General features: G+C 63.3%; 22 protein-coding genes and 1 pseudogene. 9 read left to right on the top strand and 14 right to left on the bottom strand.

Features of this window, described 5'->3' with window-relative positions:
* Positions 1-23 precede the first annotated feature (23 nt).
* Together ptsP and K1W69_RS26750 are read right to left on the bottom strand one after the other, a co-directional pair.
* Positions 24-2,291 carry a phosphoenolpyruvate--protein phosphotransferase gene (ptsP, locus tag K1W69_RS26755; protein WP_220231552.1) on the bottom strand — a complete coding sequence of 756 codons (2,268 nt, stop codon included), beginning with the start codon at positions 2,289-2,291 and terminating at the stop codon, positions 24-26.
* Positions 2,292-2,353: 62 nt separating this feature from the next.
* Positions 2,354-3,607, bottom strand: a complete 1,254-nt coding sequence (locus K1W69_RS26750; RefSeq protein ID WP_220231551.1) for an aspartate kinase — start codon at positions 3,605-3,607, stop codon at positions 2,354-2,356.
* A gap of 197 nt (positions 3,608-3,804) precedes the next feature.
* Between K1W69_RS26750 and ubiG the strand changes: the two genes are divergently transcribed.
* Both ubiG and K1W69_RS26740 read left to right on the top strand, forming a co-directional pair.
* The gene (gene ubiG / locus K1W69_RS26745) at positions 3,805-4,557 is read left to right on the top strand and encodes a bifunctional 2-polyprenyl-6-hydroxyphenol methylase/3-demethylubiquinol 3-O-methyltransferase UbiG (protein ID WP_220231550.1); all 753 of its coding nucleotides are present in this window, start codon (positions 3,805-3,807) and stop codon (positions 4,555-4,557) included.
* A 354-nt stretch (positions 4,558-4,911) separates the two neighbouring features.
* Positions 4,912-5,328 (top strand): VOC family protein, encoded by a 417-nt coding sequence (locus tag K1W69_RS26740; RefSeq protein ID WP_220231549.1) that lies wholly within the window; start codon positions 4,912-4,914, stop codon positions 5,326-5,328.
* 165 nt (positions 5,329-5,493) lie between these two features.
* Here the strand turns inward: K1W69_RS26740 and K1W69_RS26735 are convergent, their stop codons facing one another.
* The 4 genes from K1W69_RS26735 to K1W69_RS26720 all read right to left on the bottom strand — a co-directional run bounded on the left by K1W69_RS26735 (position 5,494) and on the right by K1W69_RS26720 (position 7,888).
* Positions 5,494-5,922: a DUF1178 family protein gene (locus tag K1W69_RS26735; protein WP_220231548.1), complete on the bottom strand. Its 429-nt coding sequence runs from the start codon at positions 5,920-5,922 to the stop codon at positions 5,494-5,496.
* Positions 5,919-6,794 carry a carbon-nitrogen hydrolase family protein gene (locus K1W69_RS26730; protein WP_220231547.1) on the bottom strand — a complete coding sequence of 292 codons (876 nt, stop codon included), beginning with the start codon at positions 6,792-6,794 and terminating at the stop codon, positions 5,919-5,921. Before K1W69_RS26730 ends, K1W69_RS26735 begins: the two co-directional genes overlap by 4 nt.
* 2 nt (positions 6,795-6,796) lie before the next feature.
* The gene (gene grxC, locus K1W69_RS26725) at positions 6,797-7,060 is read right to left on the bottom strand and encodes a glutaredoxin 3 (RefSeq protein ID WP_220231546.1); all 264 of its coding nucleotides are present in this window, start codon (positions 7,058-7,060) and stop codon (positions 6,797-6,799) included.
* A gap of 81 nt (positions 7,061-7,141) precedes the next feature.
* Positions 7,142-7,888, bottom strand: coding sequence for a ComF family protein (locus tag K1W69_RS26720; protein ID WP_220231545.1), 747 nt, complete (start codon positions 7,886-7,888; stop codon positions 7,142-7,144).
* A 70-nt stretch (positions 7,889-7,958) separates the two neighbouring features.
* On the opposite strand from K1W69_RS26720, the gene K1W69_RS26715 reads away from it, so the two are divergent.
* Both K1W69_RS26715 and K1W69_RS26710 read left to right on the top strand, forming a co-directional pair.
* A complete protein-coding gene (locus K1W69_RS26715) occupies positions 7,959-8,843 on the top strand; it encodes a methyltransferase domain-containing protein (protein WP_220231544.1) in 885 nt (294 codons plus the stop codon).
* Between the two features lie 85 nt (positions 8,844-8,928).
* Positions 8,929-9,747, top strand: a complete 819-nt coding sequence (locus K1W69_RS26710) for a polyphosphate kinase 2 family protein (protein ID WP_370688323.1) — start codon at positions 8,929-8,931, stop codon at positions 9,745-9,747.
* Between the two features lie 18 nt (positions 9,748-9,765).
* Here K1W69_RS26710 and K1W69_RS26705 read toward each other — a convergent pair whose 3' ends face one another.
* From K1W69_RS26705 to K1W69_RS26685, 5 genes are all read right to left on the bottom strand, one after another.
* Positions 9,766-10,065 carry a hypothetical protein gene (locus K1W69_RS26705; protein ID WP_258571398.1) on the bottom strand — a complete coding sequence of 100 codons (300 nt, stop codon included), beginning with the start codon at positions 10,063-10,065 and terminating at the stop codon, positions 9,766-9,768.
* A gap of 89 nt (positions 10,066-10,154) precedes the next feature.
* On the bottom strand, positions 10,155-10,574 hold the full coding sequence (gene mutT, locus K1W69_RS26700; protein WP_220231542.1) for an 8-oxo-dGTP diphosphatase MutT: 420 nt from the start codon (positions 10,572-10,574) through the stop codon (positions 10,155-10,157).
* Positions 10,567-11,337 (bottom strand): GNAT family N-acetyltransferase, encoded by a 771-nt coding sequence (locus K1W69_RS26695; RefSeq protein ID WP_220231561.1) that lies wholly within the window; start codon positions 11,335-11,337, stop codon positions 10,567-10,569. The genes mutT and K1W69_RS26695 overlap by 8 nt, the downstream gene beginning before the upstream one ends.
* Before the next feature lie 81 nt (positions 11,338-11,418).
* Positions 11,419-12,651, bottom strand: a complete 1,233-nt coding sequence (gene argJ, locus K1W69_RS26690) for a bifunctional glutamate N-acetyltransferase/amino-acid acetyltransferase ArgJ (RefSeq protein WP_220231541.1) — start codon at positions 12,649-12,651, stop codon at positions 11,419-11,421.
* A gap of 45 nt (positions 12,652-12,696) precedes the next feature.
* Positions 12,697-13,581 carry a peptidylprolyl isomerase gene (locus K1W69_RS26685; RefSeq protein WP_220231540.1) on the bottom strand — a complete coding sequence of 295 codons (885 nt, stop codon included), beginning with the start codon at positions 13,579-13,581 and terminating at the stop codon, positions 12,697-12,699.
* A 392-nt stretch (positions 13,582-13,973) separates the two neighbouring features.
* Between K1W69_RS26685 and secA the strand changes: the two genes are divergently transcribed.
* From secA to K1W69_RS26660, 5 genes are all read left to right on the top strand, one after another.
* On the top strand, positions 13,974-16,715 hold the full coding sequence (gene secA, locus K1W69_RS26680; protein ID WP_220231539.1) for a preprotein translocase subunit SecA: 2,742 nt from the start codon (positions 13,974-13,976) through the stop codon (positions 16,713-16,715).
* Between the two features lie 149 nt (positions 16,716-16,864).
* Positions 16,865-18,319 carry a lipopolysaccharide biosynthesis protein gene (locus K1W69_RS26675; RefSeq protein WP_220231538.1) on the top strand — a complete coding sequence of 485 codons (1,455 nt, stop codon included), beginning with the start codon at positions 16,865-16,867 and terminating at the stop codon, positions 18,317-18,319.
* Positions 18,276-19,553 carry a GNAT family N-acetyltransferase gene (locus K1W69_RS26670; protein ID WP_220231537.1) on the top strand — a complete coding sequence of 426 codons (1,278 nt, stop codon included), beginning with the start codon at positions 18,276-18,278 and terminating at the stop codon, positions 19,551-19,553. The genes K1W69_RS26675 and K1W69_RS26670 overlap by 44 nt, the downstream gene beginning before the upstream one ends.
* 651 nt (positions 19,554-20,204) lie before the next feature.
* Positions 20,205-20,516, top strand: a complete 312-nt coding sequence (locus K1W69_RS26665; protein WP_258571397.1) for a BrnT family toxin — start codon at positions 20,205-20,207, stop codon at positions 20,514-20,516.
* On the top strand, positions 20,485-20,763 hold the full coding sequence (locus K1W69_RS26660) for a helix-turn-helix domain-containing protein (protein ID WP_370688322.1): 279 nt from the start codon (positions 20,485-20,487) through the stop codon (positions 20,761-20,763). Before K1W69_RS26665 ends, K1W69_RS26660 begins: the two co-directional genes overlap by 32 nt.
* A 275-nt stretch (positions 20,764-21,038) precedes the next feature.
* Here the strand turns inward: K1W69_RS26660 and K1W69_RS26655 are convergent.
* The 3 genes and pseudogenes from K1W69_RS26655 to K1W69_RS26645 all read right to left on the bottom strand — a co-directional run.
* Positions 21,039-21,173 (bottom strand): annotated as a pseudogene (locus K1W69_RS26655) (toxin-antitoxin system HicB family antitoxin); the annotation flags it as partial.
* 107 nt (positions 21,174-21,280) lie between these two features.
* Positions 21,281-21,955 (bottom strand): hypothetical protein, encoded by a 675-nt coding sequence (locus K1W69_RS26650; protein WP_220231535.1) that lies wholly within the window; start codon positions 21,953-21,955, stop codon positions 21,281-21,283.
* A 117-nt stretch (positions 21,956-22,072) separates the two neighbouring features.
* A complete protein-coding gene (locus tag K1W69_RS26645) occupies positions 22,073-23,716 on the bottom strand; it encodes an acyl-CoA synthetase (RefSeq protein WP_220231534.1) in 1,644 nt (547 codons plus the stop codon).
* Positions 23,717-23,731: the final 15 nt, after the last annotated feature.

Here is a 23,731-nt window from a genome sequence, read left to right as displayed (position 1 = left end):
GGGTGTTTCCGGACAGAGGTGGGTTACAGCGGTATGTTGTTTTCTTCCGCAAATTCAAGCAGCAGGTTGCGCACCGGCATGCCGGTGAGGCCGTTGTCGAGGGCCGGCAGCAGCGCTTTCGACAGACGGTCCGCGTCGAGCGCAAGCAGCATCGATTTCACCGGACCGATCGCCGCCGGCGCCATCGAAATGGAGCGAAAGCCGACTCCGATCAGCGCCATGGCGGTCAGCGGCCGACCGGCCATCTCGCCGCACAGCGTCAGCGGCGTCGCGTTGCGTTCCGCGGCCAGAACGATCTGCCGCAAGACCCGCAGGAAGGTGCGGCCGAGCGGGTCGAAACGGTTGCTCACCCTGGCGTTGCCGCGATCCGAGGCCATGGTGAACTGGAACAGATCGTTGGATCCCACCGAAACAAAGTCGGCCTCGGTCATCACCTCGTCGAGCTGCCACATCAGGCTCGGCACTTCCAGCATCACGCCGAGTTCGACTTTTCGCGGAAGATCATGGCCGAAGCGCGACAGGTGGTTGACTTCGCGGGCGACCAGCGTCCGGGCGGTCCTGAACTCGTCGATCTCCGTCACCATCGGAAACATCAAACGCAGTTCCTGGTTGGCCGCCGCCCGCAGGAGCGAGCGCAGCTGCACGCGCAGAATGCCCTGCCGGTCGAGCGCCAGACGCATCGCGCGCCAGCCGAGCGCCGGGTTTTCCTCATGCGCGCCGCGGAAGAACGGCACCACCTTGTCGCCGCCGATGTCGAGCGCGCGAAAGGTCACGGGCTTGCCCTCGGCCTGCTTGATCACGCTGCGATAGAAGTTGCACTGCTCTTCGAACTTGGGCATTCGCGAAGCGATCATGAACTGCAGTTCGGTGCGGAACAGGCCGACGCCGCTGGCGCCGGATTCGCGCAATTGCGGCAGATCGACAAGCAGGCCCGCATTCATCTGCAAGGTCACCTCGACGCCGTCACGGGTCACGGGCGCGACTTCGCGCAGCGCGCGATACTGTTCCTGCTTGCGGGCGCTGAAGCGCACCTTCTCTGCGTAGGCGCTTTCAAGGTCGGCCATCGGCCGCAGATGCACTGCGCCATCGTCGCCGTCGACGATCATGGAGTCGCCGTTTTCCGTCATCGACACGATGCCGGAGGCCTGACCGACCACCGGAATGCCCATGGCGCGGGCGACAATCACCACATGGCTGGTGACCGCGCCCTCCTCCAGCACGAGGCCTCTGATTTTCGGGCGCGGATAGTCGAGCAGTTCGGCGGCGCCCATGGCGCGGGCGACAATAATCGCGGAATCCGGAAAATCGGCGCTTTGATCCTTGTCGTCGAACCGCGTCAGTTGCCGCAGCATGCGGTTCGCCAGATCGTCGAAATCATGCAGCCGCTCCCGAAGATAGGGATCGGTCATATGGATCATGCGCGCGCGTGTGTCGCTCTGCACCTTCTCGACGGCCGCCTCCGCCGTAAGGCCGTTGCGGATCGCCTCGTCCAGCTTGCGCACCCAGCCGCGATCGTATGCGAACATCCGGTAGGCCTCGAGCACCGCGCGGTGTTCGCCTTCCATCGAGACGTCCCGGCGCGACAGCATGTCGTCGATCGACAGCCTGAGCGAACCGAGCGCCTCTTCCATGCGCTTCAATTCGGAGTCGATATCGTCGTTGAGAAGTTCGGTGACGACGATGCGCGGCTCGTGCAGCACGGCATAGCCCAGACCAATGCCTTCGCCGTAGGTCTCGCCCTCGATCGTCACCGGACGGCTGAGATCCAGTTCGAGCCCCGGTCGGGTGACCTTCTTCAGATCGCCGGTGGCGATCATTTCGGCGAGCACCATCGCTGTGGTTTCAAGCGCCTCCAGCTCGTCGTCGCGATAGTTGCGCATCGCCTTGTTCTGGATGACGAGAACGCCAAGCGTGCGGCCGGCGCGCAGGATCGGGACGCCGAGGAAGGAGTGGTAAATCTCTTCGCCCGTCTCCGGCAGATAGGTAAAGGCGGGATGCGACTGGGCGTCGGACAGGTTGAGCGGCCTCGCGCTGGCGGCGATCGTGCCGACGAGGCCCTGCCCCATCTTCAGCTGCGCCAGGTGAACGGCGCCTGGATTGAGGCCTTCCGTCGCGTAGAGCTCGAGCACGCCGTCGGCCCGCAGCACATAGAAGGAGCAGACCTCGGCGACCATGTTCTGGGCGATCTGGCGCACGATACGGTCAAGCCGTTCCTGCGGCTCCAGCGCTTCGGCCATGAGCTCGCGGAGTTTTCGCAATAGAACGCGCGGACCTGCCGACGGGTCTCTCATCGCGCTGTCGCTCCCGGTTTCACATTGTCCCGGTCGACGTGCGGCGCCGGGAGGTTTTCAACTTATGTTTTATCGAGGCCGTAGACCGAATGCAAAGTGCGAACCGCAAGCTCCGCATAGGCGCTGTCGATAAGAATGGAGATCTTGATCTCCGACGTCGTGATGGCCTTGATGTTGATGCCCTTGCCGGCCAGCGCCCTGAAGGCGGTCGCCGCGACCCCGGCGTGGCTGCGCATGCCGATGCCGATGACCGAAACCTTGACCAGTCCCGGCTCGCTCTGCACCACGTCGAAGCCAATCGCGTCTTTCGCCTTTTCAAGAACCGCCAGGGACTTCTCCATGTCGGATGACGGCACGGTGAAGGTCATGTCGGTCTTCGTGCCGTCCTCGGAGATGTTCTGGACGATCATGTCGACATTGACGTGGGCCTCGGCCAGCGGCCCGAAAATGGCGGCCGAAACGCCCGGACGGTCGGACAGACGCCGCAACGAGATCTGCGCCTCGTCCCTGGCGTAGGCGATACCGGTTACGACTTCCTGTTCCACGATTTCATCCTCATCACAAATCAGCGTTCCGGGCGGATTGTCGAAATCGCCCATTCCCGGCGCGTCGGGCTCGATGAAACTCGAGCGCACGAATGTTCTAACCTTGTGCACCATGGCCAGTTCCACGGAACGCACCTGCAGCACCTTTGCTCCCAGAGACGCCATTTCGAGCATTTCCTCGAAAGCGATCTTTTTCAGCCGCCGCGCCTTCGGCTCGATGCGCGGATCGGTCGTGTAGACGCCGTCGACGTCCGTATAGATATCACACCGGTCGGCTTTCAGCGCAGCCGCCATCGCCACCGCGCTGGTGTCCGACCCGCCGCGTCCGAGCGTCGCGATGCGGTTGTCGGGGCCAAGCCCCTGGAAACCGGCGATGACGGCGACCTGGCCCTCGCCGAAGCGGCGCACGAGCTCGCTTCCGTCGATATCGAGGATCCGCGCCGCGCCATGCGTATTGTCGGTCCGGATCGGTATCTGCCAGCCCTGCCAGGAGCGGGCGTTGACGCCCATCGACTGGAGGACGATCGACAAGAGACCCGACGTCACCTGCTCGCCGGAGGCCACGACCGCGTCATATTCGCGCGCGTCGTGGATGAGCGAGGCCTGGCGCGTCCAGTCGACCAGCTCGCTGGTCTTGCCCGCCATGGCCGACACGACGACGGCGACCTCGTGACCTGCGTCTGTCTCCCGTTTCACATGCCGGGCGACGTTGCGAATGCGGTCGATATCGGCGACGGACGTACCGCCGAATTTCATCACGATGCGGGCCATTGGAGGCGAGAGTTCCTGACTGGTGCTACGGCAAAACAAAACCGCTCGGATCCCGGAGCGGTGTGGCCGCTCTCATAAACAAATTGAACGCAACCCGCAAGCGCGCGCCCGGTCGCGTTTTCTTGCCGTCAGTCGCGGTGCTTGACAACCAGCGTCAATCGTCCAACTACCTGTATCGAACACAAGGAAGAGCAAAGATGAGCGCGCCCGGCAAAACGACCATCGACCAGGCCGAGATCGACCGGTTCTCGGCCATGGCCGCGGACTGGTGGGATCCGACGGGAAAATTTCGCCCGCTGCACAAGTTCAATCCCGTTCGGCTCGCCTATATTCGCGACCGGATCGCGGACCATTACGGACGCGACATCACCGCGCCCCGGCCCGCAAATGACCTGCGCGTGCTCGATATCGGCTGCGGCGGCGGGCTGATCAGCGAACCGATGGCGAGGATGGGCGCGCAGGTCGTGGGCGCGGACGCGTCCGAAACCAATATCGAAGTCGCCAAGGTTCACGCCGCGCAGTCGGAAGTTGACATCGACTATCGCGCGGTGACGGCGGAGGCGCTCGCCGCCGACGGCGAGATGTTCGACATCGTCCTCAACCTGGAAGTGGTCGAGCACGTCGCCGACCGCGATCTGTTTCTGGAAGCCTGCGCGGCGATGGTCAAGCCCGGCGGGCTGATGTTCGTCGCCACCATCAACCGGACGATGAAGGCCATGGCGCTGGCGATCATCGGCGCGGAATATCTGCTGCGCTGGCTGCCGCGCGGCACCCACCAATACGAAAAGCTGGTGAGGCCGCAGGAGATCGAGACGCCGCTCGGCCGCGCGGGCATGACGATCATCGACCGCACGGGCGTGAGCTACAATCCGATCAAGGACGGCTGGGACCTCAGCCGCGACCTCGACGTCAACTACATGCTGCTGGCCTCCCGGCCGGAACAGAAGTAGCCGACGGGCGTACGACTCCCGCGTCAAGCGCGGGAGGACGGAAACCGGAGAGCATCGCCGGGTCGTCCGTCTCGCTTTATCGAGGCGAACGCCGGATTCCATTGTCGGAAAACAACCGCGCCTTCTTCCCTCGTCGCGGACGAAGATCCGCGAACCACAGGGTCTGTGCTCCAGACGCGACAGCAACACGCGACGCCGTGAGCCTGCAACAAGCAAGATGAACTTGGCCGGAATCGCCAATATTGATTTTTGGCGTCGACAGGAGGGTGCGCCTCAAGGCAAAATCTGCGTCGTCCTGCGACAGCGCAGCCAATCTCGTCTGCGTCACCATGTTTTGGGGAAGAAACAAGACTCATGATTGCCTACGTCACCGTCGGCGCGGATGATCTGGCGCTTGCGAAACAATTTTATTCTGCGTTTCTGCCTGCCCTTGGCTATCAACTGGAGGAGGGGCCGGAGGGGCTGAGTTACGCATTGCCGGCGCAACCGGATCATTCGTTCGTCCCGCCTGACTTCTATGTCAAGCCAACCTTCGATGGACATCCGGCCTCCGCCGGCAACGGATCCATGATCGCATTCGAGGCGTTCGATCAAAGTCAGGTGCGCGCGCTTCACGCCGCAGCGATTTCCGCAGGCGGTTCAGACGAGGGGCAGCCGGGCTTTCGCGCCTCGTACGGGCCCCGGTTCTATGTCGGCTACCTTCGTGATCCGCAGGGCAACAAGATCGCTCTTTTTTCCAGTAACCCGAGCGATCCCGCACGAGATGGATAATGCGCGATGAAGGCTGCTTGAGAAGGCCCTGGAACGAACCTCTTCTCCTTCTCGCTCATCGCGGACGAAGATCCGCGATCCATACGGCCGGTCTTCCAGAACAAAGGCAGGAAAGCATTCCGACAGCGGCGAAACACATGCAGGCGGCGTCCGCCGAACGCGCGATCAGTTCTTGTCTTCCGGAAGGTCCGGCAGCGGGGCCACGCCAATGCCTTCCTCGACCAGCGCCTTGGCGTCGTCGAGGGTCGCCTGGCCGATGATGCCGCGCTCCTCCGCCTCGCCGTAATGGATCTTGCGGGCTTCCTCGGGAAACCGCGCGCCCACGTCCTCGGAATTGTCGCGGATTTTCTTCACCGCCTCGCGAAGCTGTGTCATTGCCGCCGACTGCGCGGTGTTCATGGCGAGCTGCATCGCCGCGTCTTTCTTCTTCGCGGTCGACACCGACGGCGCCATCAGCGCCTTTTCCACCTTCGCGGAATTGCAGACGGGGCAGCACACCAGCCCGGCCGTCGACTGTTTGTCGAAGTCGTCATTGCTCGAAAACCAGCCCTCGAACCGGTGGTCGCTGTCGCAGACGAGATTGAACTTGATCATGCCATCACCGACAGGGCCGAGGCGTGCGCAGTCGCCGTCAGGTCGAAAGGCCGGCTGTTGTTCAGATTGGGTATCTTGCCGCGCGCTTCGGCGCTCTTTGCGCTGTCGATCTCCGCAACGATCAATCCCGGCTCGTCGTGGTCGGCTTCCGCCAATATCCTGCCCCACGGATCGACGATCAGCGAGTGGCCATAGGTTTCGCGGCCGTCCTCGTGCTTGCCGCCTTGTGCGGCGGCGATCATGAAGGCGCCGTTTTCGATCGCCCGCGCGCGGATGAGCACGTGCCAGTGCGCCTCGCCGGTCTGGCGCGTAAACGCCGCCGGCGCGCTCAGAACACTGGCGCCGTCCACCGCTTCCCTGCGAAACAGTTCCGGAAAGCGCAGGTCATAGCAGATCGCCAGGCCCAGCTTCGCGAAAGGCAGTTCCGCCGTCACCGCGCTTTCGCCCGGCCGGTAGGTGTTGCTCTCGCGCCAGCTTTCGCCGTTGTCGAGATCAACGTCGAACATGTGGATCTTGTCATAGGCAGCGACCAGGTCGCCGTCGGGCGCAAACAGAAAGGCCCGGTTGGCGACCTTGCCTTCGCCGAGCGCGATGGCCGTCGATCCGATATGCAGATAAATCTGATGATGCGCTGCAAGCTCCGAGGCCGCGGCCGCCACCGGACAGGTCGCCTGGTCTCCGATCACGGAAAGCAGGTCCTTGCGGCTGCGCGCAAGCACGCCGGTCATCTCCGGCGTCTGGACATAGTCGGCCCCGCGATCGGCGGCCTGGCGCACCATGTCGCGAAGCACCGCGATATTGCGCTCAGGGTCCGTCCCCGATCGCATCTGGATCGCCGCCGCCTTGAAAGCGCCTTTCGCCGGATCCGTCATCGTCACGCCGCCGATTGCAGCAGGCTGTCGAGCTTGCCCTGGTCTTCGAGCGCAAAAAGATCGTCGCAGCCGCCCACATGGGTCTTGCCGATGAAGATCTGCGGAAAGGTCGTCCGGCCGCCGGCGCGGGAATACATCTCCTGGCGCAGTTCGGTCGAATAGCTGGCGTCACGCTCGTCATAGGTCAGGCCCTTCTTGTCGAGAAGCCGCTTGGCCGCCGTGCAGAAGCCGCAGAACTGGCGTGTATAGATTACGATGTCCGCCACCGAAGTCTCCGTTCAAAGAGGATCAACACATCCCGACAATCGGGATGGATTCGTCATTTATTCTTCATATAGGGCCGTACCTCACCCCGCCGCAACCCTGGCGAAGGTCAGCACGCTCACATCCTGCGCGCCGGCCCGCAGCAAAACCGCGGTGGCCGCCCGCGCCGTCGCACCGGTCGTGTAGACGTCGTCGATCAAAAGAAGCCGGCGTCCGAAGATATCCGGTTTCGCCCTGTCCGGAACCACGAAGGCGCCGCGCAGATTGTCGCGTCGCGCGGCCGCGCCGAGACCGACCTGCGGCCGCGTGTTCTTTCGCCGCATCAGCGCCGTTGGCAGATAGGTCTTGCCCGACAGCTCCGCAACGGCCCGGCCAAGCTCCGCCGACTGGTTGTAGCCGCGCGCAAGCCGCCGCCGCCAGTGCAGCGGCGCCGGTATGATCGCCTCCGCGTCCTCGATCAGTTCCCGGCCGGCCCGCGCCATCCAGCCCGCCATCAGGCGCCCGAGTTCGGTCCGGTCCTTGTATTTCAGGCGATGCGTCAGGGAACGGGCGACATCGTCGTAGAGAACAACGGACCGCAGTCGCGAGAACGGAGGCGGTTCGGCGATCGCCTCGGCCGATACGATGCCCTTTCCCATATCGTAGGAAAAGGGCGTTCCCATCACGTCGCAAAGCGGCGGTTCGATGAAGTGCAGGGACGTCCAGCAATCGGCGCAAAGGCCGCCGTTGCGCCCGGTGCGCACGCCGCAACCCGCGCACACCGGCGGAAACACCAGATCGGCGAGAAAAGCGCCGCCGGCGGGGATCCATTGCTTGAGAATACTCGACATGTGCGGACTTGCTGCCATATGACAACCCTGTGTATGCGCTCTGAAAGAGCCTAATTCGGACCTTGGACGAATGAAAGCCGAAACGCTGTTCGATACCGAAATGATCCGGCAAAACCGGCTGCGCGCGCTCGCCCGCAATCCTGCCGGGGCCGATTTCCTGCTGCGCGTCGTCGCCGGCGAACTGGCCGACAGGCTTGGCGTCGTCGAGCGCCGCTTCGCCCGCGCGGCGGCGCTGCATTGCCACACAGGGCTGATTGCCGGGCTGCTTGCCGGGAGCGGCAAGATCGACGACATCACGCGCATCGAGGCCGGGCCCGAGCTTTTCACCGATGATGCGCCTGACGCCGGCCGCGTCGTCGCGGCGTTCGACGCCTTTCCGTTTGACCGCGAACGCCTGCAACTCGTCGTCTCGGCGCTCTCCATGCATCTGGTCGACGACCTGCCGGGCCTTCTGAGACAGATCGCCGACAGCCTTTCGCCCGACGGGCTTTTCCTCGCGGCTCTGCCGGGCGCGGGCACGCTTGGCGAATTGCGGGACTGTCTGCTTTCCGCCGAAACCGAACTGTCGACCGGCGCCAGCCCCCGCATCATCCCCTTCGCCGACATACGCGATTGCGGAAGCCTCCTGCAGCGCGCCGGATTCGCGCTGCCGGTCGTCGACAGCGAAACCTACACGGTGCGCTACGACACGATGTTCCATCTCATGGGCGATCTGCGCGACATGGGCATGGCCAATCCGCTCGCGGGGCGCAGCCGCCGGCCCGCCACGCGGGCGCTGTTTGCGAGAGCCGCGGAAATCTACGCAGACCGCTACGCCGATGACGACGGGCGCATCCGGGCGAGCTTCAATATCGTGTATCTGTCGGGATGGAAGCCCGATCCGGGCCAACAGAAGCCATTGCGGCCGGGCTCCGCGAAAATGAGCCTGACGGATGCTTTGAACAGCGGGTCATGATCCGGCTTGGAAATGCGCGGCGCGCGACGTAGGATCAACCGCACTTCGTGCACTTGATCTTCATGAACAAGCCAAGGATGTGCCTGTGAAAGCGCCTCGACTCAAAGATGTCGATCTGTCACTCACGATCTCGACGACAGCCTACGAAAAAAAGCTGGCGAAGCTGCAACGCACGCTGATGCAGATCCAGCAGGCCTATCTCTTGTCCGGCAGGTCGGGCGTGATCGTTTTCGAAGGCTGGGACGCCGCCGGCAAGGGCGGCGCGATACGGCGGCTGTCGACGGCGCTCGATCCGAGAAGCTTCAAGGTGTGGCCGATCGGCGCGCCCAGAAACTACTACGCGCAGCGCCATTTTCTGTTGCGCTTCATGGAGCGCCTGCCGCCGAGCGGCGCGATCACGGTGTTCGACAGGTCCTGGTACGGCAGGGTGCTGGTCGAACGCGTCGAGGAACTGACGCCGCCGGAAAGGTGGCGCGCCGGCTACCGGGAAATCAACGATTTCGAACGCATGATCACGGATGACGGCGTCCGGCTGGTGAAGCTGTTTTTCCACATTTCCCCCGAAGAACAGCTGCAGCGTTTCGAGCAACGGCTTCGCGATCCGCTCAAGCGCTGGAAGCTGACCTATGAAGATTTTCGCAACCGGAACCGGTGGGGCGATTACGAAGAGGCGATCGACGAGATGTTCGCCAAAACCTCGACCAGCGCCAGTCCATGGACGGTCGTGCCGGCCAACAGCAAGAAATATGCGCGCATCACCGCCCTGGAAGCCATCGTGAAAGCCTTTCGCAGGGATGTCGAACTGAAGCCGCCTGTGGTGCATCAAAGCGTGCTCTCGGAGGCGCGCGATCACCTGGATCTGGATGATGAACTTATCGCAAGCCTGTCGGGCCGCACTGAATGACTGGTTCGCGGCGCGGCGTCAGTCGCAGTCGCCGGACTTGCTGATGATGCAGACAGAATCGTCATACGGCTGCAGCACGCTGCGGCGCACCGTATAGTCATGGAGTTTCCTGATGGACGACGTGGTCGTGTAGTCGATGCCGGCGTGTCCGGCGAGGCGGCGATCGGCGGCGTGTTCGAGCATCGGCGGCAGCACGACCGCCATGGTGACGGCGGCGGCGCCAAACAGGAGTATGAGCCGCGCCAGGCTCAGCCGGCGGCGGCTTTTCGATTCTCCGTTCCCTGAATAGACAGATGACCAGAACTCGTCATTACTCATCGCATTGCCTTGAAAAACCTTCGTTACTTCAGGCATTACTAGCATCGACATGCTAAATGATAGATTAACGGTCAGCCTTAAATGGAGCCTCAGACCAGGTCGATCAGGAAGGGGATCAGCGGCTCGTCCGCCGGCGGCATCGGGTAATCGCGCAGCCGCGCCGGCCGGACCCATTTAAGGGCCTGCCCCTCGCGCGGTTGCGGCGCACCGTCGAATTTGCGGCAGATATAGAGCGGCATCAGCAGGTGAAACGTCTCGTAGGCGTGGCTGGCGAAGGTGAGCGGCGCAAGACAGGCTGCGCGCGTGGTCACGCCAAGTTCTTCCTCCAGCTCCCGGATAACCGTTTCCTCGGGCGTCTCGCCCGCCTCGACCTTTCCGCCCGGAAACTCCCACAGCCCCGCCATCGACTTGCCTTCGGGACGCTGCGCGATGAGCACGCGGCGGTCCTGGTCGACGAGCGCGCACGCAGCCACAAGCACGATGGACGGCTTCGAGGCGGCGCTACTCATCCGCGCTGTTGTCCGGCGCCTGCCGATAGTCGTAGCGGTAGATTTCCTCGAAACCGAAGCGGTCGTAGAGATCCATCGCCGCCTCGTTGGTGGTCCCGACCTGAAGCCAGGCCTGTTCGGCCCCCCGCATCCTGGCCCATCGCAGCGCCGCCGTCACCACTTCGCGTCCGTAGCCCTTGTTGCGCCGGTCACTGCGCGTCGCCACTTCGAAAATTCCGGCCATGTCGCTGTCGTGCACGCACAGCGCTGTCGCCACCGGTCCGGCGCCCGGTTCCTCGATCACGAACCATCCGCTTGAAGGTCGGATGGAACTGATCACCTCGGTCAGTCCAGGCTTGATCGACTTGTCGCGCCCATGCACCTGAATGTTGGCGTCGACGTAACGGCCGAGTTCGCGAACCGGCAGATGGTCGAGCGTCGCGTCCAGATCCAGCTTGCGGATATCGGCCATCATCACCGTCGTCTCGTCGAAACGGCGCCAGCCCTTGGCGTCGAAATAGGCGTCGAGTTGCGGCGGCGCGAGCGGCGATTGCCGGAAGATCAGCGGCCGGCCATAGGCGCTGAACCGCTGGGCGGCGCGTTCGACCCTCGTCTCGACGTCGCCGTGATCCGAAGGGTCAAGCGGATTGACGGAGTTCAGGCGCTTCGAGGGGTGTCCCGCCGTCAGCCGCACCTGCCAGCTTCCGTCATACTGAATGGAGGCTGCGGGCCAGGCGCGGAATCCGACGGCCTCAAGTCTTCTTACAATTGCCAGTCTGTGCATTGGACGATCCGGTTTGCCTGCCTTGCGCTTCGATTGAGACGTTCCTCCGGCAAGCAGCCCCTTGGCAGGCGACATGAAACCTCAACTCCTGTAATCGCCATTGATTGCAACATATTCCCTGGTCAGGTCGCACGTCCAGACAGTCGCCCTGCCCTTGCCAACGCCGACATCGACCTTCACCGGAATTTCCGGACGCTTCATCACCTCGGAAGCCGCAGCTTCGCTGTAATCCGGATCGCGTTCGCCATGGACGGCCACCCGCACGTCCCCGAACCGGATTTCCAGCCGGTCGCGCAAGGCTTTCTCGCCCGCCTTGCCGACGGCCATGACGATGCGGCCCCAATTGGCGTCCTCGCCGGCGACCGCCGTCTTGACCAGCGGCGAATTGGCGATCGACATGGCGATGCGCTTTGCCGCCCGGTTGCTTGCGGCGCCGGTGACGGTGATTTCCACCAGTTTCGTCGCGCCTTCGCCGTCGCGCACGATCTGCAGCGCAAGCTCGCGCATCAGGCTCTCCAGGGCCTTGCGGAAAGCCCGCAGACGCTTGTCCGAAGCCTCGGTGATCCGCGGCGCGCCGGAGCGGCCTGTGGCGAAAAGCAGCACCGTGTCCGACGTCGAGGTGTCGCTGTCCACGGTAATGGAATTGAAGGTCGGCCCGGTCGATTTTGAAAGCAGCGACTGAAGAACCTCGGGCGCGATATCAGCGTCCGTGCAGATGAAGGAGAGCATCGTCGCCATGTCGGGCGCGATCATGCCTGCGCCCTTCGCGATGCCGTTTATGGCGACGTCCGTATCGCCGATTTTCACGGCGCGGGTGGTCAGCTTCGGATAGGTGTCCGTCGTCATGATCGCGCGCGCCGCCGATTCCCAGCGATCGGCCTGCGCCTCGCCAACCATCCCGTCAAGCACATGCGCAAACGCCGAAGCGTTCAGCGGCTCGCCGATCACCCCGGTCGAGGCGAGAAACACTTCGCTGGGTAAACAGCCGACGGCGCGGGCGGCGGCCTGCGCGGTCAGTTCGGCCGCCTCGCTGCCCTTTTTGCCGGTAAAGGCGTTGGCGTTGCCCGAATTGACGACAAGCACCCGCGCCTTTCCGCCTTCGAGATTGCGCCGGCAGAAATCGACCGGCGCCGACGGGCACAGCGACCTGGTAAAGACGCCAGCCACCGAAACCGGTTCGTCGAAACACATCACCAGAAGATCCGTCCGCCCCTTGTATTTGATCCCGGCGGCGGCGGTCGCGATGCGCACGCCGTCGAGCGGCGGCGTCGTGGTGAGGATAGAGGGTGCGAGAGGCGAAACCTTTTGGGTCATGGCGGGGTCGTTTCCAGAGGGAGCGCCGGCGATTGTCGCGCCGGATTACTTCGTGTCGTCGCCTGAACCTTCAGCAGCGGCGGCCTCGGCGTTGACGGCGTCGAACAGGGCCTTGAGCTCCGCGTCCTGGACATCGATCTCGACCCCTTCGCGCGCCTTGTCCAGCAGGGCCATGTACTGTTCCTGCAAGAGAACGCGCTGGATCTGTTCGACAACCTCCTCGAAGGCCGGCGGCGCCGCGTCGCGCTTGTCCTCGACCTTGATCACATGCCAGCCGAACTGGGTCTTGACGGGCTCCCTGGTGAAATCGCCGGGTTCGATCGCAAACGCCGCTTCCTCGAATTCCGGCACCATGCGTCCCCGGGTGAAATAGCCGAGATCGCCGCCCTGCGGCCCGCTGGGCCCTGTGGATTTTTCCTTGGCCAGCTCCTCGAAATCCGCGCCGGCTTCCAGTTCGGCGACGATCGCCTTGGCCTGCTCCTCGCTGTCGACGAGAATATGCCGCGCCTTGACCTCTTGTTCGCCTGGCTGCGCTGCAATTTCCTTTTCGTAGCGTGCTCTCACATCCGCTTCGGACAATCCTTCGATCACTTCCTTGCGGAAGAACTCGTTGTGCAATGTGCGGTCGCGCAGAAACTGCATGCGCCGCTCGAATGCGTCGCCCTCGGCAAGTCCGGCCTTTTCGGCCTGGTCGGCCATCACCTTGATGTCGATGAGCGCCGACAGGGCCGCGGCCCGGCGCTGTTGTTCGGGAAGCCGCGCGAACTGCGGATCGAGATCGCCCTCGGCGAAGACGAGTTCGGATTCATACACGGGCTCGCCGCCCACCGTCGCAATCACCCGGTCTTCCGGCTCCTGTGCGCCGGCGGCGATCGCCCATAAAAGTCCGGCTGCCAGCAGTCCGGTGCGAAGCGGCGATTTGATCGTCATTTTGGATGACCTTTCATGATTGAAGTACGCAAGACAGACGACAACGTCGCTCCCGGGAAATCGTTCATCCCGCAATTGGTTTCCTTGCAGGCATGATCGTCAGATCGGGTATAGCGCCCGTTCGGCGACAATCCAACAGGCGGCGCCGAAAAATCGTGCATCTGCGACCATAGGGTCGTCACCGCCGGATTCCCGTCTGCGGTTGCGAAGATATGCCCCGGCCCGGCCCGAACAGCGGCGTTGACAACGTTCAAGCCCACTCTTATCTGTCACGCAACTTTGCGTCCAGTTCGGTTTCGGGCGGATCCGCGTCATACATCCTTGTATTCTGGGCCTGATGCGCCTTGCAGCGGCCCCGAGTCCTGACTGACATACGAGAAAGGACCATTTGCATGGTCAGCTTCGGCAACCTTGCTAGGAAAATTTTCGGATCGTCGAATGACCGACGCGTCCGCGCCTACCAACCCCGCGTCGACGCCATCAACGCGCTCGAAGAGGAAATCCAGGCCCTGTCGGACGGCGACCTCGCGGCGCGAACCGACATGTTCCGCGAGCAGCTCGCCGGCGGCGCCAAGCTCGACGATCTCCTGGTGCCCGCTTTCGCCACCGTTCGCGAAGCCGCCCGACGGGTGATCGGCCTCAGGCCCTTCGACGTGCAGTTGATCGGCGGCATGATCCTGCACGAAAACTCCATCGCCGAAATGAAGACGGGCGAAGGCAAGACGCTGGTCGCCACCCTTCCGGTCTATCTCAACGCGCTCGAAGGCAAGGGCGTCCACGTCGTCACCGTCAACGACTATCTGGCCCAGCGCGACGCGGAATGGATGGGGCAGGTCTACGCCTTTCTCGGCATGACGACGGCGACCATCGTGCACGGCCTGGACGACGACGCCCGCCGCGCGGCCTACGCCGCCGACATCACCTACGCCACTAACAACGAGCTCGGCTTCGACTATCTGCGCGACAACATGAAATATGATCGCCAGAGCATGGCCCAGCGCGGCCACCACTACGCCATCGTCGACGAGGTGGACTCGATCCTGATCGACGAGGCGCGCACGCCGCTGATCATTTCCGGCCCGCTCGACGACCGTTCGGAGCTCTACAACACGATCGACGCTTTCATCCCGATGCTTTCGGAAGCCGACTACGAGATCGACGAAAAGCAGCGCTCGGCGAGCTTCACCGAAGACGGCACCGAAAAGCTCGAAAACATGCTCAAGGAAGCCGGACTTCTAAAGGGCGAGTCGCTCTACGACATCGAAAACGTGGCGATCGTCCATCACGTCAACAATGCGCTGAAGGCCCACCGGCTGTTCACCCGCGACAAGGACTATATCGTCCGCAACGGCGAAATTGTCATCATCGACGAGTTCACCGGCCGCATGATGCCGGGACGCCGTTATTCGGAAGGCCAGCACCAGGCGCTCGAGGCCAAGGAACACGTCAAGATCCAGCCGGAAAACCAGACGCTCGCCTCGATCACCTTCCAGAACTATTTTCGCATGTATACGAAGCTGGCCGGCATGACCGGCACGGCGGCGACCGAGGCCGAAGAATTCGGCAACATCTACGGGCTCGAAGTGGTCGAGGTGCCGACCAACCTGCCGATCGCCCGCGCTGACGAGGACGACGAGGTCTATCGCACCGCGGAGGAAAAATACAAGGCGATCATCGAGGAGATCACCGCCGCCCGCAACAAGAAGCAGCCGGTGCTCGTCGGCACCACCTCGATCGAAAAATCGGAAGCCCTGGCGGCCCTCCTCAAGGAGGCGGGCGTGAAGGACTTCCAGGTTCTGAACGCCCGTTATCACGAACAGGAAGCCCACATCATCTCCCAGGCCGGCGTGCCGGGATCGATCACCATCGCCACCAACATGGCCGGCCGCGGCACCGACATCCAGCTCGGCGGCAACGTCGAGATGCGCATCGAGCAGGAGTTGCAGGGCATAGAGGACGAGGCGGAACGGGCGAAGAAAACAGCGGAAATCCGCGCGGAAGTCCAGAAGCTGAAAGACCAGGCGATCTCCGCCGGCGGCCTGTACGTGCTTGCGACCGAGCGCCATGAAAGCCGCCGCATCGACAACCAGCTGCGCGGCCGTTCGGGCCGTCAGGGCGACCCCGGCCGCTCCAAGTTCTTCCTGTCGCTGCAGGACGATCTCATGCGCATCTTCGGATCCGACCGCATGGACGGCATGCTGCAGAAACTGGGCCTCAAGGAAGGCGAGGCGATCGTCCATCCGTGGATCAACAAGGCGCTGGAGCGGGCGCAGAAGAAGGTCGAGGCGCGCAACTTCGACATCCGCAAGAACCTTCTGAAATTCGACGACGTGATGAACGACCAGCGCAAGGTCATCTTCGAGCAGCGCCTCGAACTGATGGATTCTGAAGACGTGACCGAAGACGTCGCCGAGATGCGCCACGAAGTCATCGACACGCTGGTCTCCCGACACATCCCGGAAAAGGCCTATGCGGAACAGTGGGACACCGCCGCGCTCAAGGAAGAGGTCGGTCAGTATCTCAACCTCGATCTGCCGATCGAGGAATGGGCGGCCGAGGAAGGCATAGCCGAGGACGACCTCCGCGAGCGCCTGACGGCGGAAGCCGACAAGGCGGCCACGGAACGCACCGAGCGATACGGGCCGGAAACCATGGCCTATGTCGAAAAGTCGGTCGTGCTTCAGACCCTTGATCACCTCTGGCGTGAACACCTGGTCAATCTCGATCATCTGCGTTCGGTCGTCGGCTTCCGCGGCATGGCCCAGCGCGATCCGCTGCAGGAGTACAAGAGCGAGGCGTTCGAGCTTTTCCAGACACTTCTGTCGCAGTTGCGGATGCATGTCACCGGTCAGCTCATGCGCGTCGAAATCGTTCAGCAGGCCGCCGATGCGCCGCAGCCGCACGAACCGGACACGATGGAAGCCCACCATATCGATGCGACGACGGGCGAGGACGAATTCTCCGAACCGCCGGCGATCGGCGGCGGCGCAGCCGTGATGGCGCCCAGCCGAATGGTTGCGGCCTCCGAACGCGACCCCAACGACCCCTCGACCTGGGGCAAGGTCGGCCGCAACGAGCTCTGCCCTTGCGGCTCGGGCAAGAAATACAAGCATTGCCACGGCGCTTACGCCTAGATTTGCTTGATGCTGCAGACGTTCCTGCCTCTTCGGTCCCAGGTGAGCGGAGAGGGCAGGCCCTGACGCAGCCAACCGTTTCTTAAACATGGTATGAGACGATAGCGGCTGCGCAATCCGGCGCCGTCAGCGAGATGTGATCGTCCATAGTGCCTCGAAACCCAGACAATCCGACAGATGCGCCGGAACAGTCGCTGTTGCAGACGGTGATTACGCGTCTGCTTCGCCTGGCCGGCGGCAAGGGCGATGGCGGCGAGGCGCAGCGCATGTCGCTGATCGCCTTCGCAATCCGGGTGTTCAGCGCCGGTCTGGCCTTCCTGTCGCAGATTGTCCTTGCGCGCATCATGGGCCAGTTCGAATACGGCGTGTATGTCTTCGTCTGGGTTTTCGTTCTGATCCTCGGCAATCTCGCCTGTTTCGGCTACCAGACGGCGCTCATTCGCTTCATCCCGCAATACAACGCCGAAAACCGCATCGCCGAATTGCGCGGCATTATCGCCACCGCGCAAATATTCGCCGCGGGGTCGGCCGGCCTGATCGGCGTCGCCGGCATGACCTGCCTCTATCTCCTGGGCGATCGCGTCGATCACTATTACGTCGCGCCGCTGTTTCTGGGCGCCTTCGCCCTGCCGCTCATCACGCTGGGCGACATTCTCGACGGGGCGGCGCGCGCCAACAACTGGCCCGTCAACGCGCTCAGCCCCACATTCATCATCCGCCCGGTCCTGATCCTTCTTTTTGTCGCGATAGCCGTTCTGGTCGGTTTTTCCGCGTCCGCCGTCACCGCCATGACGGCTGCCCTCGCCGCGGCTGCGGTCACGACCATCGGGCAATTCCTCGTGCTCGGCCGCCGCCTGCGCAACCGGTTCGGCAGGGGCGAGAGGAAGATCCATTTCGGTCACTGGCTGCGCGTCGCCCTGCCCATCTTCCTGGTCGAGGGTTTCTATTACCTGCTCACCAACTCGGACGTGATCATGGTCGGTCTCTTCCTGGAGCCGGAACGCGTCGCAACCTATTACGCCGCCGCCAAATGCATGGCTCTCGTCCATTTCGCCTATTTCGCCGTCAAGGCCGGAACCGGTCCGCGCTTCGCCGAACTTGTGGCGGTCGACGACAGGCCCGCCCTTGCCGCTTTTGCATCGAACGCCGCGCGCTGGACGTTCTGGCCGTCGCTGGCGATCGGTCTCGCCGTCCTCGCGACCGGCCCCTGGCTGCTCGCCCTGTTCGGCCCGGATTTCGCGGACGGCTATCCGGTCATGTTCGTGCTGCTTGCGGGAATCCTCGCGAAAGCCGCGATCGGACCGGCGGAAGCCTTGCTGATCATGGCCGGGCGCGAGCGAATCTGCGCCGCCGTCTACGCCGTCGCCTTCACGATCAATGTCGGCGCGAATCTCGTCCTGATACCAATGCTCGGCATAATTGGCGCGGCCGCGGCGACGGCGTTCGCGATGATTGCCGAAACGGCGCTTCTGTGTTTCATCGTCCGGAAAGAATTGAATATTAGAATGTTATTGAGAATTGGCGTGGCCAGACATAACATGGAAGCTGGGCAAGAACAGAATGGCGCTAACACCCCTAAACAAGAGAGAAATGGAAGAGAGTGACGGGAGCAAGCCCGCAGCGGAGCCAGCTGCGACGAAGCAACCGGTTGATTTCGAGCTGTCGCTGGAAACCGGCCTGACCGGTCGCGCCCTGAAGCTGTACCCTGCTTCCGCCGGCTACGATCTGCGTGAGGAGCTCGACTTCCTGACCGCGCGGGCCATGGAAGACAACGTCTTCTTCTCGGCCCAGTTCCTGGCCCCCGCCATGCCGCGGCTGGAAGACCGGACCATCCGGCTGATGGTCATTCGCGACGATAATGAAGCGCGCAGCCGGCTGCGGTTTCTGATGCCCTTTTCGGTCGAGAAGCCCGGAATGCCGGTCGGTCCGTCGATCATTCGCTCCTGGTCGAACCCGTTCGGCCCGCTTGGAACGCCGCTGCTCGACAGCGAGAACGCCGCGGAAACGATCAGCGGTCTGTTCGATGCGATCAACCGTCCGGAATCAGGCTTGCCGTCCATTCTCGTCCTGCCCAATCTGCGCCGCGACGGCCCGTTCGCCTCCGTCCTGCGCGCCGTCGCGCTTTCCCGCAATCTGACCATCGCCGAGACCGATCCCTTCGAGCGTCCGGTGCTTCGAAGTGATGTTCCGCCGGCGCAATATCTCGATCAGACGATCTCGGCCAAGCACCGCCGCGAGCATCGCCGGCAGAAGCGCAAACTCTCCGAACTCGGCAAGCTCGCCTATCACGTCGCCCGCAATCCGGAAGAAATCCGTCAACGGACCGAGGAGTTTCTGACGCTGGAAGCCAGCGGCTGGAAGGGCAGCCGCCGCTCTGCGCTCGCCATGGATCGTTTCCGGGCGGCGTTCACCCGCGAGGCCATCACCAATCTTGCGGAAAAGGACAATGTCCGCATCCACACGCTCGATCTCGACGGCCGCGCGATCGCGTCGATGATCGTCTTCGTAATGAACGGCACCGCCTATACCTGGAAAACAGCATTCGACGAAACCTACAGCCAGTTTTCTCCGGGCCAGCTTCTCGTCGAGGATCTCACCGAAACGCTGCTTGAGGATCCGAACATCGACATGACGGATTCCTGCGCCGTCCCCGACCACCCGGTCATGAGCCGCTCATGGCAGGAGCGCTCGCCCATGAGCACGGTCATCGTCGGCCTCAACGAGGCGAAGGACCGGGAAGTCCGCCAGGTCGCCAAGCAGCTGCACCTCTACCACGAAACCCGCAATTTCGGCCGCCGCGTGCGCGAAAAGCTCCGCTCCATGATTGGCCTGAGATAGGCTGACGCCGTCTGGCGATGGTCGTATGCACAGCGCTGACGCCACTCCCGATCCGGATCCCGCGCCAAAGCGCGGTATGAGGGACGTTTGCAGCAGCGAGGATACACATTTCCTGCTGCCTGGCGGCAAATTCCGAAGCTGTGTATCGACGCCGATTTTCCTCTCTTTCCTCATCGCGGACGAAGATCCGCGATCCATAGGGCGGCGCCGCATGGGAATGTATTGAGAAGCCATCGCGAGATCGCTGCGCACAGGCGGGCCGCAGATGCCGAGTTCGCTCTCTCCACGACCCTTTCCCCTTACCCTCATTGCGGGCTCGACCCGCAATCCAGTCTGCGCCGCGTCCGCGGCGCGGGAGGAGAAAAGCAGGCGCTCCCTACTGCGAAGTCGGTAAATCCGCTGCCTTGGCGAGCGCGTAGGCACGCGGTAGCTGGATGCCGCATAGGAGTGCGACATGAGGACGGTTGAGAGTGCGTCAGCAAGGTCGCAACGCTCCGTTTGGCCGCCAATTCTGCTTTGGTTGCCGCCACACTGGCCAACTCAGGCCTCATGGCGGACCCCGATCCGCCATCCAGCGGCGCCGCGTCCGCGGCGCGGTAGGAGAATGATGAAAACGACAGCCGCTGCTACGGGAACCCGGTATAATTCCCCTTGAGATCAGTACGGGATTTCCGTATAGATCATACATATGGAAAACAGGTTCGATCCTGCGAAAGACGCCGCCAACCGGCTCTCAAGCACAAGCTGTCACTGGCGTTCGGCGACACGATCTTCGAGGACGACAACCATCTGATCATTCCTTCCATCCGCAAGCAGGATGGCGAGGAACGGTTCAAGGTCATTGGCATCGTCGACGAGAAGCTGTTTACCGGCGTGTTTGTCTGGCGGGATGATTTGCCCCGCTTCATTTCCGTTAGAAGGAGCAACAACGGTGAAGAAAAAGAATATCATTCTTCCTGCTGATCCATCGGATGCGGAAGATTTCGACGTGACGGCGGATGCGCTCGACCGCGCACAACGCGCCCGGCTGATCCGCAAGACGCGGACCGGATTGGGCCTCTCGCAAGCCGAATTCGCCAATCGTTTTCGGGTTCCCGTCGGCACGCTGCGGGATTGGGAGCAGGCGCGGGCGACCGCCCCCGACTTCGCAATCGCCTATGTTCGCGTGATCGCCCGGCATCCCGACATGGTGGCGAAGGCCGTGGCTTGAGAGACAATCCTGGTCGCAAGCCTGCCCTGATCACGCCTCACTCGATGCGCGGCGCAAAAGATGTGTCCGCGCGCGCTGTCATCTGCTGAACTACGGCGCTGAATACCGCGTCAAGCGCGGTATGAAGTGGCGAAGAGAGGCTGTCCGACACAACATCCGCCTCGCATACGGCCTTGCTGTTTTCAACGGACCTTCCCCCCTGCCCTCATTGCGGGCCTGACCCGCCATCCAGCGGCGCCGCGTCCGCGGCGCGGAAGGAGAGAGGCAGGTGCTCCCTACTCTGAATTCGGTAAATCCGCCGCCCTGGCGAGCGCCTCTTCGGCCCATTGATTGAGGCTCTTTCCGGACAGTTCCGCCGCCAGCGACGCCTTGCGATGGACCTCTGGGTCAACGCGAAACATCATCTTGCCAAAAACATCACTGTGTCGAACGAGTACGGCCAACCCTATCACAGAACAAAAAGTGAACAATTCCTTGCAATTTCGCGCTATCCGTGCTATGAAGCCTACCCCCAAAATCATACCAAGGCATCGTTCATGGCTTCCAGACTGCACACCCTGTCGCAAGCCTTCAACCCTGACCAAACAGAGCAGTGACAACCGACATCGCCCGCCGCAACCGGGCGAACGCCGCCAAAAGCACAGGCCCCAAAACGCCGGCCGGCAAGGCCGCTGTTTCCGGCAACGCCCGCCGGCACGGCGCGACCGCGAAGCCTGACAAGGCGCGCGTCGGCCTGTGGCTCCGCATCATCCTCGGCCGGCCCGATTTGAGCCTCGCCGATTTCGTTCCCTGCGACGAGCGCAGCTTCTGCGCCCTGGCGCTGGCGGAAGCCGAGGCCCGGCTTGAATCCTGCGAACGCGCGCTCAGGGACTTTGAAGCCGGCGTAAACCTGGCCGCCCCCTACCCGGACCATTGCGACGACGCCGAACTGATGAAGCGGGCGCTCGCCGGCGAAAGTCTCACCCGGTCGGAAGACCGCCGGGTGATGCGCCTCATCACCGCGCTTGTAGACCCGCGCACTGCGCGCCGCATGGAAGATCCCGGCCGCCTGCTGAGGCGCTACCGCAACGAGGCCCGCGCCCGGCGGAAAAAGGCGTTCAAGGCCTGGATCGATTGCCCCGCCGAGGCCGAAGACCTGCCGCCGGACACGCCGGACGAGCCGCAGAATCCCGAATTCCCGAAACAAAGCCAAATTGCATCCGAAGACACGGCGATATCCGCGCCCGCGCCGCTCACGCACGGCCGCAAGTCCGGTTTCAGCGCCGACGGAACGGCTTGCCGCACGCCCTGTCGGGGCCGGCCGCCGCCTTTATCGCGGATCGAGGCTCCGCGTTTCCCTCTGCGCCCGGTCTCTCAACTCCCGCCGCACCACTTTTCCGGTCGTCGTCAGCGGCATCGCGTCCACGAATTCCACCTCGCGCGGATATTCATGCGCCGAGAGCCGCGTCTTCACCCAGTCCTGGATTTCGCCGGCAAGCGCGTGGCTCGCCCGAATCCCGGGCTTCAGCACGATATAGGCCTTGACGATTTCGGTGCGCACCGGATCGGGCTTGCCCACGGCCGCCGCCAGCGCCACCGCCGGATGCCCTGTCAGGCAATCCTCGATTTCGCCGGGGCCGATCCGGTAGCCGGCCGAGGTGATCACGTCGTCGTCGCGGCCGAAAAACTCGATATAGCCGTCATCGTCCGCAATCCCCTGGTCTCCCGTCAGCATCCAGTCGCCGATGAATTTGGCGGCCGTCGCCTGGGGGTTGTTCCAGTATTCCAGGAACATCACCGGATCGGGCCGCATCACCGCAATCTGTCCCGGCGTTCCGGGCGGCGCGCGATTGCCCTTTTCGTCCACGATCGCCACGCGGTGGCCCGGCACGGGCTTGCCGATTGCGCCGACCCGGCTCACCCCGATCGCCGCGCAGGACGACAGGACCAGATTGCATTCCGTCTGGCCGTAGAACTCGTTGATGACGATGCCGAGTTCGGCCTTCGCCCATTCGAAGGTCTCCCGGCCAAGCGATTCCCCGCCCGACCCGATCGTCCGCAGCTTCAGATCGAATTTGTCCCGCGGCTTTTCGACGGTTCTCAGCATCCGCAGAGCGGTCGGCGGGATGAAGGCGTTGCGCACCTCCATCTCCTCCATGATGCGGTAGGCCGTCACGGGATCGAATTTCTGCGCCCGGGAGGCGACAATCGGCACGCCGAAATAGAGCGACGGCAAGAGCACGTTCAAAAGCCCGCCCGCCCAGGCCCAGTCGGCCGGCGTCCAGAACCGGTCGCCCGGCTGCGGCAGGAATTCATGGGGAAACTGCACCCCCGGCAGGTGGCCGAGCAGAACCCGGTGCCCGTGCAGAGCGCCTTTCGGAGGGCCCGTGGTGCCGGAGGTGAAGATCATCAGCGACGGATCGTCGGCGCGCGTGTCGACGGGGCGAAACGCGCCGCTTTCCGTGGCCGCGAGGTCGGCGTAGTCCACGGCGCCGTCGCAGCCATCCACAGACACGACCGTGTCGAGCGCGTCCAGCGCGTCGCGAATCTCGGCGATTTTCTCGATGCCGGCCCGGTCCGTGATCACGGCCTTCGCGCCGGCGCTCGCCAGCCGGTATTGCAGCGCCTCAGTGCCGAACAGCGAGGCCAGCGGCACGGCGATCGCGCCGAGCTTGTAGATCGCGATATGGGCGATCGCGGTCTCGAAGCGCTGCGGCAGAAGCAGCGCCACCCGGTCACCGGGGCCCACGCCTCTTGCCGCCAGCCCCGCGGCCACTGCGTCGGATTGCCGCTTCATCGCACCGTAGGTCAGCGCATCGGGCGGGCCGTCGGGCTGGTAATAATAGAGACAAACGCGGTCCGGATCACGCTCCGCCCAGACATCGCACACGGCGACGCCGATATTGAATCGCTCGGGGATGTCCCAGCGAAAACCTTCGGTCAGCGTGTCGTAGTCATCGGGTTCAAGAAACATGGCGACAGTACGATC

Origin of the sequence: Flavimaribacter sediminis (assembly GCF_019492055.1) — a bacterium.
Classification (GTDB): Bacteria; Pseudomonadota; Alphaproteobacteria; order Rhizobiales; family Rhizobiaceae; genus Flavimaribacter; species Flavimaribacter sediminis.
Note: the sequence above shows the minus strand (reverse complement) of the source record. Positions and strands in the feature narration are given on the sequence as shown.